The sequence below is a fragment of the Bradyrhizobium sp. SPXBL-02 genome (genome assembly GCF_051853065.1).
GTDB lineage: Bacteria > Pseudomonadota > Alphaproteobacteria > Rhizobiales > Xanthobacteraceae > Bradyrhizobium.
The window spans coordinates 2,821,318-2,837,146 of the sequence record NZ_CP182474.1; the positions used below are offsets into that span (position 1 = coordinate 2,821,318).

Below are 15,829 nucleotides of genomic sequence, written 5' to 3' on the forward strand. Positions count from 1 at the left end.
GAAGTCAATTCTGGCCCCCGTTTAGCTGCATGGGCCGGATAATCAAGCTCAGATGGTGCCCTGGAAGCCCGTCCCCAGCCCCAACCCGGCACCCCCGGCACTTCCGATACGGACATTGACGGGCCTCTGCGGCTGATCTACCCGGGGCGCCATGCGTATTTTCGTGACCGGCGCGAGCGGGTTCCTGGGCTCCTATCTCGTTGCGGACCTGCTGGAGCGGGGGCACGAGGTGGCGGTCCTGCTGCGCCCCGACAGGGCTCCCTGGCGCCTTCAAGAGGCCATTGGCCGCCTGAATGTGATTCCGGGCGCCCTAGAGCATCTGGACGGGCTGCGCCGGCCTCTTGAGGCGTTCGCGCCCGAGGCGGTCGTTCATATGGCCTGGCGCGGCGTCGCCGGCAGCGACCGCAACGGCCCTGACCAGGCCGTCAATGTCGCCGATACGGTCCGGTTGGCCGAGCTCGCTGCCAGCCTCGGCGCCAAAATCTTCGTGGGGGCCGGATCGCAGGCCGAGTACGGCCCCTATGATCGCGCGATTCGCGAGGACGATATCGCCCGGCCGACGACGCTGTACGGCATGGCCAAGCTCGGGGCGGGATCAATGGTGCTACGCCTTTGCGAGGAGCGTGAGCTGCGCGCGGCGTGGCTGCGGATCTTCTCGACCTACGGTCCGAAGGATGCCGATTATTGGTTGATCCCCAGCATGATCCGGAACCTGCGCTCCGGACAGCACATGGCGCTGACGGTTTGCGAGCAGCGCTGGGGCTTTTTGCACGCACGCGACGCGGCCGCGGCCTTCCGGATTGCGGCCACGCACGACGCTGCGCGGGGAATCTTCAACGTTGGTAGTCCGGATGCGCCGCCACTGCGCGAGACGGTGACGAAGCTGCGCGATCTCGTCGATCCCCGCGCAAGCCTCGGCTTCGGCGAGTTGGCCTACCGGCCCGATCAGGTTATGGTCCTGGCGGCGGACGTTTCGCGCATGCTCGCATTGGGCTGGAAGCCCGAAGTGCCGTTGGATGAGGGATTACGCGAAACGGTTGACTGGCATGACGCGACCAAATCTTCCTGAGCCGACAGAGTTTGCCCGGCGCATTCGCGCGCATGCGCTGCGGATGGTGCATGCCGCCAAGGCCTCGCATATCGGCGGATGCCTCTCGATGGCGGATATCCTGGCCGTGCTCTACACGCGGATCCTGCGCATTGATCCTGCCGAGCCGCAATTCGCAAACCGCGATCGCTTCGTGCTCAGCAAGGGCCATGCCACGGCGATCATGTACGCCACGCTCGCCGAATCTGGCTTCTTCCCGCTGGCCGAGCTCGACACCTATTGCCGCGACGGATCGATCTTCACCGGTCATGTCAGCCATGCCGTGCCCGGCGTCGAGGTCTCGACCGGTTCGCTCGGCCACGGCTTGCCGATCGCGATCGGCATGGCGCTCGCCGCGCGTTCAGCCAGCCACGGCAGCCGCGTGTTCTGTTTGCTCAGCGATGGCGAATGCGACGAGGGTTCCAATTGGGAAGGCATCCTGTTTGCACCCCATCACAAGCTCGACAATCTCTGCGTCATCGTCGACTTCAACAAGATCCAGAGCTTTGGCTCGGTCGATGAGGTGCTGAACCTCAATCCATTCGCCGAGAAGTGGAAGGCGTTCGGCTGGCATGTCGAGGAGATCGACGGTCATGATGTCATCGCGCTCGAGCGGGTGCTCGGCGGCGTGCCGTCGCCATCGGGCCGGCCGACCGTCGTGATCGCCCACACCGTGAAGGGCAAAGGCGTGAGCTTCATGGAGAACAAGCTCGAATGGCACTACCGTTCGCCCTCGGATGAACTGCTGGCGCAGGCGCTCGCGGAGGTCGGCGCATGAGGACGACGTTCATCGAAAGCCTGTCGCAGGCGGCGAGCGAAAACCCTGATATCTGGCTGCTCTGCGGCGATCTCGGCTATTCCGTGCTGGAGCCGTTCGCGGCGAAATTCCCCGAGCGCTATCTCAACGTCGGCGTCGCCGAGCAGAACATGGCGGGCATCGCCGCCGGCATCGCGCTGTCGGGCAAGACCGTCTTCATCTATTCGATCGGCAACTTCCCGACCTTGCGCTGTCTCGAGCAGCTCCGCAACGACGTCTGCTATCACGGCGCGGACGTCAAGGTCGTGGCAGTGGGCGCCGGCTATGCCTATGGCAGCCAGGGCTACACGCACCATGCGTTGGAAGACGCGGGCATTATGTCGATGCTGCCTGGCATCGAGATGTTCGTGCCCTGCGATCCCATGGAGGTCCGTGCTGCGACGCGCCTGATCGCGGGCAGCGGCAAGCCGTCTTACTTGCGGCTCAGCCGGCAAGGGGAGCCGAATCTCGGCGCAGCCGTGACTGACCTGCGCAAGCCGCGGATCCTGCGTGAGGGACGGGATGTCGTCATCCTTGCGTCGGGACCGATCGCTTCGCGTGCGGTAGAGGCCGCCGGCGAGCTTGCCGGGCGTGGCCAGGATGTCGGCGTGGTCAGCGTGTCCTGCCTGAAGCCGCTTGACGAGGCCGCGATCCGTGATGCGGTGCACGGCGCATCGCTCGTCGTGACGCTCGAAGAGCATATCCTGCGCGGCGGCCTGTTCAGCCTGGTGGCCTGCGCGTTTGCCGGTGATGCCAAGCGGCCACAGGTCACCGGCATCGGCATTCCCGAGCAGGGCGGCAAGACCTCCAGTGCAGGTTCGCGCGAGGCACTGCTCGATGGCGCCGGCCTGTCGGTTCAGGCGATCGTCGCGCGGATCGAGCAATCGCTGCCGACGCGCTGAGGCGTCACGTTCCTGACGGCGGCGGGCCGAAATTGACGCGCTCGCGCTCGAACACCACGGGCTTTTCGCGCACCTGACCGTAGATCGCGAGCACGTATTCGCCAATCATGCCCATGAAGAACAGCTGCACGCCGCCGAAGAAGAACATGGCGACGATCAGCGTGAGGATGCCCGGCTCGGCGAGCTTCTGATAGAGCACGAGGCCGATGATGAAGTTGACGATCGCGTAAGCGATGCTCATGGCCGAGATCAGGAAGCCTGCGAACAAGCCGAAGCGCACCGGTGCCGTGGTGAAGGACACCAGCCCGTTGAGCCCCTGATCGATCAGCGCGCTGGCGCGGTTCTTCGAAAAGCCCTTCTTGCGCTCGCGCCAGGTGTAGGGCACGCCGACCATGCGACCGCCGCACTCGAACGTCATCATGCGCATGAACGGATAGGCGTCGCGGACGTGCCGCATCGCCTCGACGACGCGCCTGTCGACGAGCTGGAAGTCACCGACCCCCGGCGGCACCTTGAGCTCGGAGAATCGGGTCAGCACGCGGTAATAGGCGTCACGGAGGGAGCGCATCAGGCGGCCTTCCTCCCGGAAGGCGCGGATGCCGTAGACGATCTCGTTGCCGGCTTCCCACAGCTTGACGAATTGCGGGAGCAGCTCGGGCGGGTCCTGGAGATCCGCCGGCATGAACAGCAGCACGGCATCGCCCGTGCTCGCCATCACCCCATTATAGGTATTGCGCAGCGGTCCGAAGTTGCGCGCGTTGACGATGACCTTGACCGCCGGGTCCTGCGCGGCGATCTCGCGCAGGATTTCGACGGTGCGATCGTCGGAGGCGTTGTCGCAGAAGATGTGTTCGCGCTGATAGCCTTTGAGGTCGTTGTCGAAGATCCGCCGGATCGCCTCGTAGCAATCCCGCACGTTCAGCTCTTCGTTGTAGCAGGGCGTGATAACGCTGATTGTTTTCACAATCGTCTTCCTCGACGAATGGCGGGCGATGGCCAGGCCTGCCGGACGGCAGACGGGGAGCTTCTAGCGGATGTGTATGACGCGTGCCAGTTTTGCTACCGCAATGCGAAGTCCGAAGCAAACGGGCAGAGGACTGCCGCCACGTTGAAGGGATGTCCGGAAGCCATCGAACAATCCGAATTGTCAGGATTTTGTCGACATCGCAGGGGCTGCCTGATAGCTCACGATCTGCACCAAGGCCCCCAAGCTGCTACCGCCAGAAATGTCAGCCTCAGTTCGCCAATTCGTAATCTCCACGCTGCGGCACGCCCTGGGCCGCGAGGATCTGCGGTCTTATCTCCGGCTGCGCCGGCTTGCGCTCGATAAGCGCTTCTTCAAGGATCCGATTTCGGTTCCCGAGTTGCGCTCGGCATTCGAGAGGCTGGGCATCAAGACCGGCAGGACCGTATGGGTCCAGTCGTCCTGGAATGAATTCTACAATTTCCCGGGCAAGCCGTCATCGGTGATCGATTTGCTTCTCGACCTGATCGGTTCCGAGGGCACGCTGGTCATGTCCGCGATTCCCCTCGTGGTCGACGATCGGAAGATTCTGGAAATCCATCGGGAGCCGGTGTCTACAGGCCTGATCGCCGAGACATTCAGGCGCTATCGAGGCGTCAAACGCAGCATTCACAATTCGTCCTCGGTGATCGCGTTGGGGCCGCAGGCCGAGTTTCTCGTCAAGGACCACCAGACCACGGAAACGCCCTGGGATCCCGATTCTCCTTATCAAAGGCTGATGGAGCTCGATGCTCTCTGCGTCGGCCTGGGGGTCGGGAGGTTTCTGGCAACCCTGACGCCACTGCACGCCGTGGAAAGCATCCTTCGGCACGAGAATCCAGATTTTGCAGCCATTTTTCACGGCTCGACCACATATCGCTGGCGGACCCGCGATGGGGATGAGGGGACGCACACCTACCTCAACCGAAACGGCGCTTTCGACGCGGCCTGGCTCGGCCGGCATTATCCCCGCGACCAATACGTCGAGTTTCGCCTGTCGAACCTGTGGATGTGGTCAATTCCGGCGCGCGACGCGATCATGACGGGTGTTTCCCTCGGTCGGCGTGGTATCAGCATGTATCGGATGCCGTGGCACAGGCGCTTTCTGGCCTGATGCTATTGCCTTGAAATCAAAAGGGAAAACTCCGGTTGAAGCGATGCAGGCCGGAGTATATGAAGGCGTTTCTCAACCACGAAGGGCTCGATCAGTGGATAAGCAGGCAGACGTCATTGGCCGATTGCAGGCAATTTTCCGGGAGGAACTCGATCTCCCGAATTTGCAGATTTCGCCGCAGTCAACCCCTGACGATGTGGATGGATGGGATAGCCTCGCGACGATCCGCATCGTCGCTGCGGTCGAAAGAGAGTTCGATCGCGAGTTCGAAGCTGCGCAGATCGAGAGCATTCGCTCAGTGAGCGATTTGATCTCGATGATCGCCGCGTGACGTTGGCCAGTTCTTCTCGGTACGAGCGAGCCTGTTGTGATCAAGCCGATGATGAGGTGGTTGCCACAGCCGACGGCAAGTGACGTCGAGCGAACCCGCAGCCTCGGCGGAAGCAATGTCGCGGACCTGGTTCGCCTGGCGCAGTATGAATGGGATGCAGGCGGCCTGCGCCGCCTCGCGGCGGGCCTCGTCGAGATTCAAGACTCGACGGGACAGGCCGGCCTGCAGGCGGTTCGCGTGCTGCTGCTCTCGAACTCGACGGCGCGACATCTGAAGGAGACGCTGATCGGCACCGGGCTCCGGCATGGCCTGCGGGTCGACGTCATGATCTCGGAATACGAAGATCCCGAGGTCTTGCTGGAGCGCGATCGCGATGGCATTGCCGCTTTCGGTCCCGATATTGTCGTTCTCGCGATGGACGTGCATGCCTTCGGCTTGCGGCCGGCCCCCGGGAATCCCGAGGTTGCGGCGGCAATCGCGGAGCGGGCGATCGATCGCCTGCGTGTCATCCGCGAGAGCATCGCTTCATCGCTCAAGAAGCCCGTCGTTTTCCAGACCTTGACGCCGGATCCCGCGCACGTCCGCTTGCACGTCGACCGGTTGATACCGGGCTCGCACGCCGACCTCGTCGGCCGGTTCAACGCGGGACTGTCCGAATTTGTGAAGTCCAGCGGCGACCTGGTGCTGGACGTGGCGATGCTGTCCGAAAGGATCGGCCAGGAGGTCTGGTACTCCGCGCGGCACTGGGCCTTGGCCAAGTATCCGTTCGCGCCGGAGAATGCGCCGCTCTATGCGGAGCACCTCGTCAGACTGGTCGCGCTGAAGTTCGGCAAGTCGCGCCGGGTTCTGGTGCTCGACCTCGACAACACCATGTGGGGTGGGATCGTCGGCGACGACGGCAAGGAGAATCTGCTGCTCGGCCCCGGAAGTCCGGTTGGGGAGGCTCACTGCGCGCTCCAGGCCATGGCGAAGGAATTGCGCGACCGCGGCATCGTGCTCTGCGTCTCCTCCAAGAATGAGGAGAGCGTTGCCCTGGACGCGTTTCGCACGCACCCCGAGATGGTTCTGGTCGAGGAGGACATCGCCGCCTTCCAGATCAACTGGACCGACAAGGCGGCCAACCTGCAGGCGCTGTCTGAGATTCTCAGCCTTGGTCTCGATAGCTTCGTCTTTCTGGACGACAACCCTGCGGAACGCGCGCAGATCCGCTTTGCGCTGCCCCAGGTTGCCGTGCCCGAGCTTCCCAAGGATGTGACGGAGTGGATCCCGGTCTTCCAATCCGCCTGCTACTTCGAGGCCACCGGATTCACGGCAGAGGATCGCGACCGGGCGTCCTACTATCGGGCCGATGCCCGGCGGACGGCCCAGCTGAAGTCGTTCGCGCGGCAGGAGGACTATCTCCAGTCGCTCGATATGGAATTGCAGGTTAATCCGTTCGATGCGGTCGGGCGCAAGCGGATCGCGCAATTGATCTCGAAATCCAACCAGTTCAATTTGACGACCAGACGCTATTCCGAAGCTGATGTGGCGTCGGCCGAGGCCGATCCGCGCCGCATCACCATGCAGATGCGCCTCACCGACACCTTTGGCGACAACGGCATGATTGGCGTCGTCATTGCTGACATCGGCACGGATGCACTCGAGATCGACACGTGGCTGATGTCGTGCCGCGTCCTTGGACGCGGCGTTCCCGAGGCGACACTGGATTTGCTCGTTGCTCGCGCGCGGGAGCTGGGCAAGGGGTTCGTGCGCGGCGTCTACATCCCGACCAAGAAGAACATGATGGTCGCAGATCACTATCGTAATCTCGGGTTCGAATTGACCGGCAAGCGTCCCGGCGGCGAGACCGCCTGGGAGCTCTCCGTGCACGGCTATCAGGACAAGAAGCCGCCCATCCGCATTCGCGATGCCGTTGGCGCGCATTGAGGGAGACAGACTTTGAGCACGGCATCAAGCCTGATCGATGAACAGCGTTTTCCGCAGCTCGCTGCGCTGATGCGCACCCAGTATGAACGGACGCCGGCACATCGTGGCTATCTCGAGACCCGGTTCTCTCACGCATCCGCCGAAGATTTCGCAACGCTCGAAGAGCTGGCCAGCCAGATTCGCCAGATCGCCGGTCCACGCCTCGACGAAATTTGCGACGGCTACGATTTCATCTGCAAGATCGTGCGCGAGGAAGAGATCTTCTTCCGACGGAAAGGGCGATACAGGCTCCAGACTTTCGAGGAGGCCAATCGTCTCGTCTACAGCAATCCCGAATATATGGGCCACTACATGGATGGCCTGCTTCTGACCCAGATCTACTGGTCGAACCACACGGCCTGCTATCAGTTCTACCGCAACGTGTTCCTGAAGCAGGCGCCGGCTGGTTATGACTATCTGGAAATCGGTCCGGGACACGGACTGCTGATCTATCAGGCTCTCAAGGACGAGAGATCGGGCAGCGTGAAGGGCTGGGACGTCAGCAAGGCGAGCATCGGCCAAACATGGGACGCATTAACGGTCATGGGCATGTCGGGCAAGAAGCCCGAGCTCGTCCTGCAGGATCTGTACGCTGTCCCGGATGACAGCGCGAAGTTCGATTGCCTCACTTTCTCGGAGGTCCTCGAGCATCTGGAAGATCCGAAGGGGGCCCTCGTCAAGTTGCGCTCGCTGCTCAAGCCGACTGGCCGGCTGTTCGTGAACGTCCCGATCAACAGCCCTGCGCCGGATCATCTCTATCTATTGCGCTCGCCGGAAGAGGCGGTTGAGGCGGTCCGTGCGGCCGGCTTCGAGATCGAACGGGCGGAGTTCTTCCCCATGACCAACCACACGATGGAGCAGGCGCGGAAGCACAAGCTCACGATTTCCGCCTGCATCGTCGCAAGACTGAACTGATGTCGACCCCCGCGCGCCCCGAGTTGATCTTCGACCATGTCGGCCTGGTCGTGCGGGACCTGAAGTCCGGCCTCACCAATGTCTGCTCTCTGCTGCCGATCGTTTCGGCCACACGGGTCTATGACGATCAGGTGCTTGGCGTCTCGGTCCAGTTTCTGCGCGATGCGGGCGGCGTGATGTTTGAACTCATCGCGCCGCTCGGGGACAATTCTCCGGTTGCAAAGATCGCGGTGTCCGGGAAGGGCGTGATTAATCAGGTCGCCTATCGGGTCGAGAATTTGGCAGAGGCCGCGAAATATTTCCGCGCGCGCGGCGCCACTCCGACGGGAGCGGCGAAGTCGGCGGTCGCCTTCGATGGCGCGCCGGTGCAGTTCTTTCTCACCAGGGAATTCGTCGTCATCGAGCTGATCGAGAGCGAAGGCGCCTCGCGCGAATTTGTGCCGGTCTAAGGGCGCATCCGTCAGTTGGAGCGCTGAAGGCTTGCACGAGCTGCTTCGAATGCGCGCTGCACGCAGGACAATACCGCGGGGCCGATCTGGCCGGCATCGAACTGGCCGGCAAATCCAAACAGGGATTGAAAGCCCTCGACCTCATATCCGCCTTCGGGAACCTGTGCTTTCGTGGGCAGGTATCCGCAAAGCGATCCTAGATATCCGGCGTGAAGTCGGATGCATCCCAGCGGCTTGGGCACGGCTTGCCCGATCTCGCTTTCCCATTCGACTGACGGTTCTGCCGAGATGGCGACGATCTCGAGCGCATCATCGAAGCCGAGAACCTGCACGCACAGGGGCTTTTGGGGCGCTGTGCCGTGAAAGAAGCTGCTCAGCGGGACGCTGGCCGAACCGATCCGCAGTTCCTGCGGGCTGAAGTTTTTCGCCGCGGGCCGCTGTGTGGTCGCGTCCAGTTCGCTCGCGAGGCTATCGCTCCAGCGCTGCCAGTCCTCCGCAGACAGCGATGGAAAGAGATTGCCGAAGAACACAATTCGCACCAGCCGTTGGAACCGCTCGCGAAGCGGGACGGGCCGCCGTGCCGGCACGATATGCGGCCTGATGTTGCCGCAGAAGCCGTTCAGGAACACACACGGAATCGGACCGAACCGCTGGCGAAGCCGTTCGCGGATCTTGCCCGGATAGTCGGCGCTAATCGCATCGGTCGGAATGGCGGCGGTCGGGTGGCAGGTGTAGTGCCACAGCACCGCAACGGGCCGATCGTTGCGGACATCGCGCAGGAGCAGAACGGTCGCCAACTCGTTCTTCGGACCCTTCGGGTTCGGCGAGAAGGCGACGCTTGTCAAGTTGAAACCGTGCATCCTGCCGATCGTCGGAAACGCCCAGTAGCGCCGGCGATTGATCGCGTGCCGGAGTTGCCCTTCGAATATCTGGAAGACGACTTCCGCTGGTTCCTGCTCCTGGACGTGTCCAACAAGCTCGTCGACGGCATCGCCAAGCTCGGCCACATAGCGCTCGTCCGGAATGCCGAGCGGTGCGCAGGCCTTGTCGGTCGCCGGAGCCCCGTGCGTGTGGGTGGCCTGCAAAAAGATTTCGTTGCGACGGAAGCCCCGTTTCTCCAGCTTGCCGACGACCAGATCCTGCAGTTCCGAACCGACCTGCAGCAGGTCAAAAGAAAGAAGAAGGACTCGACCGCCAAGGCCCTCGAACAAAATTGCTCCGACTTCGATGGGATCGAGGATATTGCGGCAGGGGGCGGTCCTCGATGGGTAGCCAGCGAGCCGGACGGGGCGGTCGCGCGGCGTGATATCCCGGTGGCCCACTCGCGCAACGACCTTCGACACGTTCAGCCCTCTTACCCGTTTAGAGCGGATGTCACTACCCAATTACACTTGGTCGTCCAAGCTGGAATCAGCACCTCGCCGCTTGTGTGGGGACAATCGTAATACTAAGGCTTAAGCGGCGATGGAACAACAGCACATTCGGAGCGGGACAATGATTGGCCAAATTTATCGCTTCCAGCGGATCGCATTATCCCACTCGTGCGCGACGTGACGGTAATAGGTCTAAACCGCGTTCGCCGCATCCTTGGTGGGTGGTCGGCGAATTCGATGATCGTTCTGCTTGCGCTCACGCAGCAGGTCGTTCTCATTCCGTTCTTCTTGAGATATTTGGGACATGAAACGCTCTCGGCGTGGCTCACCATCTTCGCAGCCGGGAGTCTGGTGCAGGCTGCCGATCCCGGCCTCCATGCATGGAGCCTAAACCGATTTCTCTCGTTCAAGTCCCGAGCAGACTCGGATCGTCGTACGCGTCGGTACTTCGCCGGCAGTCTCCTACTTTTCATCGCTGTCGTTGCTGGTCTGATCGCCATCATCGGGATCCTGCTGATGCTGGTGGATCCGGCCAGTGTCCTCGGTTTTCGCGAAGAGCCTGGGTTCGACCTGACGTTCGCGATTGTGACGCTCGGCCTTGCGACCACCCTGCCGGTGAACCTCGCTAGCTCCCTCTTTCGCGCACGCGGTCTGTACGGTCGCATCGTCGCTGTGCAAGCATGGGGGACGGGTCTTGGCCAGCTTGCACAGGTGATTGCGGTTTTCCTCACCAGTAACTTGCTGGTCGTGGCATTGGCGTACGTTGCCGGGCAGGTTGGAGTCTCCGCGTACATCCTGTTTTCCGACTTGAAACGGCAATTCCCGTTTATCAGCGGCCTCCCGCGCCGCGTTTCCTGGCGGTGGGCCAGGGCTCAACTCGCGGGCGCATTTCCGTTCGGCGTGATGAATTTCGCCGAAGTCGGAATGTCGTATCTTTCGGTTCTGCTGGTCGGAGCCCTCGTGTCTGATCGGGCCGCGATCGCCCAATGGGTGCTCACCAGAACCGTCGCCAATTTTCTGCGCGGCCTCTGCTATCAATTCTCGTTGCCGATCGCAGCGGAGCTCGGCCATGATCACGCCGTGGGTGCGCGGGACAGCCTGCGGACCCTATATGCGAGGGGACTGTTCATCGTGACCTTTACGGTCAGCTTGATCACGGGCGGCCTACTGTCGTTCTGGCGGGAATTCTTTGAGCTCTGGACTGCAGGAGCTATTCCATATGACGCGACGCTTGCAATCGTGCTGATCGGCGGAACTTGTCTCGTGACGCCGGCAACGTTTGCTATGAGTTACGCAAGCTACAGCGATAGGGGCACGCTGCTGCTTTGGACCAAGTCGCTGCAAATTGCGATCTTCTTTGGCCTCGCGATGTTCCTGATCCCGGCTCTCGGTCCGCTAGGCGCCGCGATCAGCCTAACGTCCGGTGATACGGTGGGGCAACTCGGGGTCCTTTTCTCGCTGCTGCTGATCCAGACGCTGCAGCAGCCGCTTCGACATGCGATGCTTCTGTTCGGAATGATGCTAGCAGTTGTCACTACCGGGTTGGGGATGGGGATGCTCGCGCGCTATGCGGTGCCTATAACTGGCTTTGTCGGTCTCGTCCTGCAATGCAGCGTCTGGCTCGCCAGCATGACGCTAATCTGCTCTCCGTTGGCAAGCAGCGGCATACGGAACAAGCTCATTGCGAGCATTCCGCATTGACGTCTACCAACGCGGCATCAGGGCAGCGCGATGCATCATTTGCCCCCGATCTGCTGCTCGAGACGCGTCGTCCGACCTCGGTTTCTCTGGCGAGCTGCCGCATTGCTGGACGTTTGCCCCGCTTATTCCAGGAGTTGCCTATATAGCCATGGTCGCAGCCGTCATGATAGTATTATCCAAATGGGGAATCTGCCTCCGCTTGGTGCTGGTGAACCGCGCTATCAAGTGGCACTCAAGTGCTTACTGTGGACTGCCGTTGCGGTGGCAAGTTTGCTGCTCCACCGAGAGAACGGACTTGCGCGCACCATGAGACTGGACTGATCATCGTGAGAATCTTCCAAAATAACCGCTACTACCCAGCGTTGCGCCGGCGCTTGCGTGACTTCACCTCTCACCGTTCAGGCTTCGAAGGAATGATGGATGCTTTTCTTTCTTTTCGGGAATCAGCAGCTCACGTTCTCTTGCCGGTTGATCAAAGGCTAGAATGTGCATTTTTCGCCAACGGTACTGATGCTGAGGCTCAGCGGGTCTGGGCGGTTGAACATGGCTTGAGTTCACGAACGCCTCTAAGCGAGATTTTGAGATCGCAGATTGAAGAACACTGTACAGAGGTATTCTACAATCTCGACGTAACAAGTTGGGAGGCAGATTTCGCTAAGCGACTGCCCGGATGCGTAAAGAAGCGTGTCGCTTGGCACGCTGCCCCATTCAAGGGTATTTCGTTCTTAGGCTATGATCTTGTGGTGTGCAATTTTCCGTCAATTCTCGCACAGCTAAGTAACCAAGGATATCGGACAGAATATTTCACGCCAGCGCACGATCCGAAACTTGCCTCGTTCGCCGCGCGCCAGGATCGGCCCATCGACGTGCTGTTCGTGGGCGGGTATTCGCGCCATCATGCGCGCCGCGCCAAGATGCTCGAAGCCGTTGCGGCCTTGTCTGGTGAATACAATATCGTTTATCACCTCGATCGCTCTCGCCTATGTCGATTGGCGGAATCCCCACTAGGCTATCTTCTACCCCTCGGAAAGCACCGAAGGCCGACTAAGGTGGCGGCAATCGCTCGCCCACCTGCATTCGGCCTCGATCTCTATGATCTGATGTCTAAAGCCAAGATTGTGCTAAACGGTGCCATCGATATGGCGGGGCCTGACCGTGGGAACATGCGGTGCTTTGAGGCCTTGGGGAGCTCGGCGTTGCTCCTTTCGGACGACGGAGTATATCCTGAAGGAATGCGTGATGGAGAGACAATTGTCACTTACAAGTCACCAGGCGAAGCCGTAGAACGAATCAGAGATGCGTTGGAAGGGGCGCCGCAGACTAGGCTGACGATCGCTGCTGCCGGCTACCACATGGTGTCGACCCGTTATTCAAAAAGCGAGCAGTGGCAACGCTTCGAGGCGCTTGTTGCCGCGATTTAGAGGACAACATGATAGAAAACTTCATTCCAATTTCGAGGCCATCTATCGGGCAGCGCGAAGAGGAGCTCATCATGGATGCTGTTCGCTCCGGATGGGTCTCTTCAATGGGCCGGTACATCGATGAGTTCGAGGCGGTCTTCGCTCGCTATTGTGGAACAGAATTTGCAATCGCGGTCAGCAATGGGACGACAGGACTTCACCTTGCCCTTGCGACGCTGGACCTCGGTCCGGGAGACGAGGTGATCATTCCCGACCTGACGTTCGTTGCGACTGCCAACGCAGTTGCCTACACGGGCGCAAAGCCGGTGCTCGCTGACATCGATCCAGTTACGTTGTGCATCGATCCATCCTCCGTCAATTCATTGATCACGAAACGCACGAAGGCGGTCATTGCGGTCCACCTCTATGGGCATCCTGCGGACATGGATTCGCTCGCTGCAATTGCCGACGCAAACGGAATCTCGTTGATTGAGGATGCCGCTGAAGCACATGGTGCCGAGTACAAGGGCCGACGAGTAGGAAGTCTTAGCCGATGTGGCGTCTTCAGCTTCTATGGCAACAAGATCGTCACTACCGGCGAGGGCGGCATGCTGACGACTAACGATCGCGCCTTCTATAAGCGGGCAAAACGCCTTCGCGATCACGCGATGAGTTCGGAACGTAGATACTTTCACGAGGAACTCGGATACAACTATCGCATGACTAATCTTCAAGCTGCACTTGGCGTTGCGCAGATGGAGCGAATTGACGAGTTCCTTGAGCAGCGTGCCAAGATCATGGCTTGGTATCACTCAGTCATTCCGACGGGTGAAGCGGTGCGACTAAATAAAGTGCGAAATTGGGCGAAGAGTGCGTTCTGGATGGTCTGCTTGGAGGTCGACTCGTTCAACGAGCAGAGCCGTAATGCATTTATGAGCGAACTCAAAAATATGGGAATCGATTCGCGTCCATATTTCTACACTATCTCATCACTGCCGATGTACAGGCAACAGCCACTCCCGATCTCGCTGCGAAAGTCGAGGACCGGGCTGAATCTTCCTAGTTTTTGTGAGCTTACTCAGAAGGACGTCGAGCGGGTTGGTCGGGCGGTGGCCGACTTGCTCAAGCAGGTGAAATGATGCTCGACGAGGCTGTACAGACGCTACGTGCCGCCAGATTCGTGAGGAAGTTGCGTATTCCGTTCATGTACCGGCGACTTAGTGCATACCTAGCGTCCATGTCTGCGGATAGTCCGCTAAAGGGGGTACCTGTTAGGGTCGTCGGAGACGCGTGGGGCGATCCAACGGAACTATTTTCCCATTACGACGCCTTCGGTTATTGGGTCGCAGCCCGACTTGCTCGGACCAACAAACGGCGCCGAGTACTCGATATTGGAAGCCCCAAGAAGCAAAATGCAATTTTATCGGCATTTCACGACGTTTCAGCTCTCGTTCTAGCGGACTGTGGTGACCAGTTCAGTGCGGTGCATTATCTTATCCATGACGTTACGCTGCCACTGCCGTTTTCGGCAGGATCTTTTGATTGTTTTACCTCGGCTGTCACTTTGAACTTGGTTGGGCTGGGACGATACGGCGATCGCATAGACGCAAATGGGATCCCTAATCTCATTTCGGAACTGGATCGCGTGATGTCAGACGACGGGGAACTCCTCATCAGCGTGCCTAGTGGTCCGAGCCAACTTGCGTTCAATAATCACTGGTGTTTCGATATTCATTTGATTCAGCGGCTGTTCAAAGGTTGGCGGCTTGAGAGCGTCGTAGTTGATGGCTGGTCTTCGCCGAGCATATCGCAAAGCGGAAGAGATCCGGCTCGTCGATTTGTGGGTTTGGATGAGCTGCCTGCCATGCGTCAAGGTGACTATCGGGTCGTCTTTTGTGCCTTCGTTCGAGAGGCTTCCCGTGAGCAGGGGAGGAACTCATGATTGGAAAGGTTAGAACCCCCTCCTATACTTGGGAAGAAGCTATCGAGATCCTTAGAAGTGAACCCAAGTACGATCAGCTTATCTACGACGCCTATTTGACGTCGGACCTGCGGGAAAACTGTCGACGCTTTGCCGAGAGCGCGGAGTTCGCGGAGACTTTGAGCCTGATCGAGAAGTATAGATCGGGCGCACGTGATATTTTGGATATGCCAGCCGGCAACGGGATTGCTACATATGCCCTAACCCGCGCGGGGTTTAATGTCGTTGCGGTCGAGCCGGATTCGTCGGCGTCGGTCGGCCGGGGCGCCATTGAGACTTGTTTGTCGAAGGCAGGACTTAATGCCCGCATTGTTGATGCTTTCGGCGAAGAATTGCCTTTTGAAGCTGAGAGCTTCGACGTCGTCTATGTGAGACAGGGACTTCATCACGCTCAGGATCTGAATGCCATGGTGGCCCAATGCGCCCGCGTGCTGCGTCCTGGTGGCTTACTGTTGGCGTGTCGAGAGCACGTCGTGGATGATTATGGATCCAGCTTGCGGGATTTTCTGAACGCCCAAGTTGACCACCAACTGTACGGCGGCGAAAATGCATTCACGTTAGCCGACTACCGGGCGTCCTTGGTTAGAGCCGGATTTGAAGTTGCGCTGGAGATGGGTCCCTACGACTCACCAATCAATTTGCATCCCAATACACCGGAAATTCTGGCGGCCAAAATCTGCGGTTCAACACCGGGCAAGATTCTCAGTTGTATGCTGCCGAAATCTATCGTTGTGAAGCTGGGCATCTGGCAGTTGAAGCGATCTAATCGCCCCGGACGGCTGTACTCGTTTGTCGCGATCGCCAAATAGCGA

Annotated in this window: 15 protein-coding genes; 13 read left to right on the plus strand and 2 right to left on the minus strand. The window is 60.0% G+C overall.

Annotation, left to right across the window (positions count from 1 at the left end):
- The first annotated feature begins 151 nt into the window (after window positions 1–151).
- From ACNJYD_RS12795 to ACNJYD_RS12805, 3 genes are read left to right on the plus strand one after another with little or no spacing between them, the layout of a single operon-like run.
- Entirely contained in the window at window positions 152–1,069 is a 918-nt protein-coding gene (locus ACNJYD_RS12795) for an NAD-dependent epimerase/dehydratase family protein (RefSeq protein ID WP_172785379.1), read from the plus strand.
- A complete protein-coding gene (locus tag ACNJYD_RS12800; RefSeq protein WP_172785378.1) occupies window positions 1,047–1,865 on the plus strand; it encodes a transketolase in 819 nt (272 codons plus the stop codon). The genes ACNJYD_RS12795 and ACNJYD_RS12800 overlap by 23 nt, the downstream gene beginning before the upstream one ends.
- Complete coding sequence (locus ACNJYD_RS12805) at window positions 1,862–2,785, plus strand: transketolase family protein (protein WP_439366557.1); 924 nt, start codon at window positions 1,862–1,864, stop codon at window positions 2,783–2,785. The genes ACNJYD_RS12800 and ACNJYD_RS12805 overlap by 4 nt, the downstream gene beginning before the upstream one ends.
- A gap of 4 nt (window positions 2,786–2,789) precedes the next feature.
- Here ACNJYD_RS12805 and ACNJYD_RS12810 read toward each other — a convergent pair whose 3' ends face one another.
- Window positions 2,790–3,749: a glycosyltransferase family 2 protein gene (locus ACNJYD_RS12810; protein ID WP_439366558.1), complete on the minus strand. Its 960-nt coding sequence runs from the start codon at window positions 3,747–3,749 to the stop codon at window positions 2,790–2,792.
- Window positions 3,750–4,011: 262 nt separating this feature from the next.
- On the opposite strand from ACNJYD_RS12810, the gene ACNJYD_RS12815 reads away from it, so the two are divergent.
- From ACNJYD_RS12815 to ACNJYD_RS12835, 5 genes are all read left to right on the plus strand, one after another.
- Entirely contained in the window at window positions 4,012–4,902 is an 891-nt protein-coding gene (locus ACNJYD_RS12815; protein ID WP_439366559.1) for an AAC(3) family N-acetyltransferase, read from the plus strand.
- Between the two features lie 94 nt (window positions 4,903–4,996).
- A complete protein-coding gene (locus tag ACNJYD_RS12820; RefSeq protein WP_172785374.1) occupies window positions 4,997–5,233 on the plus strand; it encodes an acyl carrier protein in 237 nt (78 codons plus the stop codon).
- A gap of 51 nt (window positions 5,234–5,284) precedes the next feature.
- Complete coding sequence (locus tag ACNJYD_RS12825) at window positions 5,285–7,159, plus strand: HAD-IIIC family phosphatase (RefSeq protein WP_439366560.1); 1,875 nt, start codon at window positions 5,285–5,287, stop codon at window positions 7,157–7,159.
- 12 nt (window positions 7,160–7,171) lie between these two features.
- Window positions 7,172–8,113: a class I SAM-dependent methyltransferase gene (locus tag ACNJYD_RS12830; protein WP_172785372.1), complete on the plus strand. Its 942-nt coding sequence runs from the start codon at window positions 7,172–7,174 to the stop codon at window positions 8,111–8,113.
- Entirely contained in the window at window positions 8,113–8,562 is a 450-nt protein-coding gene (locus tag ACNJYD_RS12835; RefSeq protein ID WP_172785371.1) for a VOC family protein, read from the plus strand. Before ACNJYD_RS12830 ends, ACNJYD_RS12835 begins: the two co-directional genes overlap by 1 nt.
- Window positions 8,563–8,573: 11 nt before the next feature.
- Here the strand turns inward: ACNJYD_RS12835 and ACNJYD_RS12840 are convergent, their stop codons facing one another.
- Window positions 8,574–9,905, minus strand: a complete 1,332-nt coding sequence (locus ACNJYD_RS12840; RefSeq protein ID WP_172785370.1) for a hypothetical protein — start codon at window positions 9,903–9,905, stop codon at window positions 8,574–8,576.
- A 267-nt stretch (window positions 9,906–10,172) separates the two neighbouring features.
- Between ACNJYD_RS12840 and ACNJYD_RS12845 the strand changes: the two genes are divergently transcribed.
- From ACNJYD_RS12845 to ACNJYD_RS12865, 5 genes are all read left to right on the plus strand, one after another.
- Window positions 10,173–11,636, plus strand: coding sequence for a hypothetical protein (locus ACNJYD_RS12845; RefSeq protein WP_172785369.1), 1,464 nt, complete (start codon window positions 10,173–10,175; stop codon window positions 11,634–11,636).
- A gap of 326 nt (window positions 11,637–11,962) precedes the next feature.
- On the plus strand, window positions 11,963–13,057 hold the full coding sequence (locus ACNJYD_RS12850; RefSeq protein WP_172785368.1) for a glycosyltransferase family protein: 1,095 nt from the start codon (window positions 11,963–11,965) through the stop codon (window positions 13,055–13,057).
- Window positions 13,058–13,128: 71 nt separating this feature from the next.
- Window positions 13,129–14,175 carry a DegT/DnrJ/EryC1/StrS family aminotransferase gene (locus ACNJYD_RS12855; protein ID WP_439366561.1) on the plus strand — a complete coding sequence of 349 codons (1,047 nt, stop codon included), beginning with the start codon at window positions 13,129–13,131 and terminating at the stop codon, window positions 14,173–14,175.
- Window positions 14,172–14,978, plus strand: coding sequence for a DUF268 domain-containing protein (locus ACNJYD_RS12860; protein ID WP_172785367.1), 807 nt, complete (start codon window positions 14,172–14,174; stop codon window positions 14,976–14,978). The genes ACNJYD_RS12855 and ACNJYD_RS12860 overlap by 4 nt, the downstream gene beginning before the upstream one ends.
- Window positions 14,975–15,826, plus strand: coding sequence for a class I SAM-dependent methyltransferase (locus tag ACNJYD_RS12865; protein WP_439366562.1), 852 nt, complete (start codon window positions 14,975–14,977; stop codon window positions 15,824–15,826). Before ACNJYD_RS12860 ends, ACNJYD_RS12865 begins: the two co-directional genes overlap by 4 nt.
- Window positions 15,827–15,829: the final 3 nt, after the last annotated feature.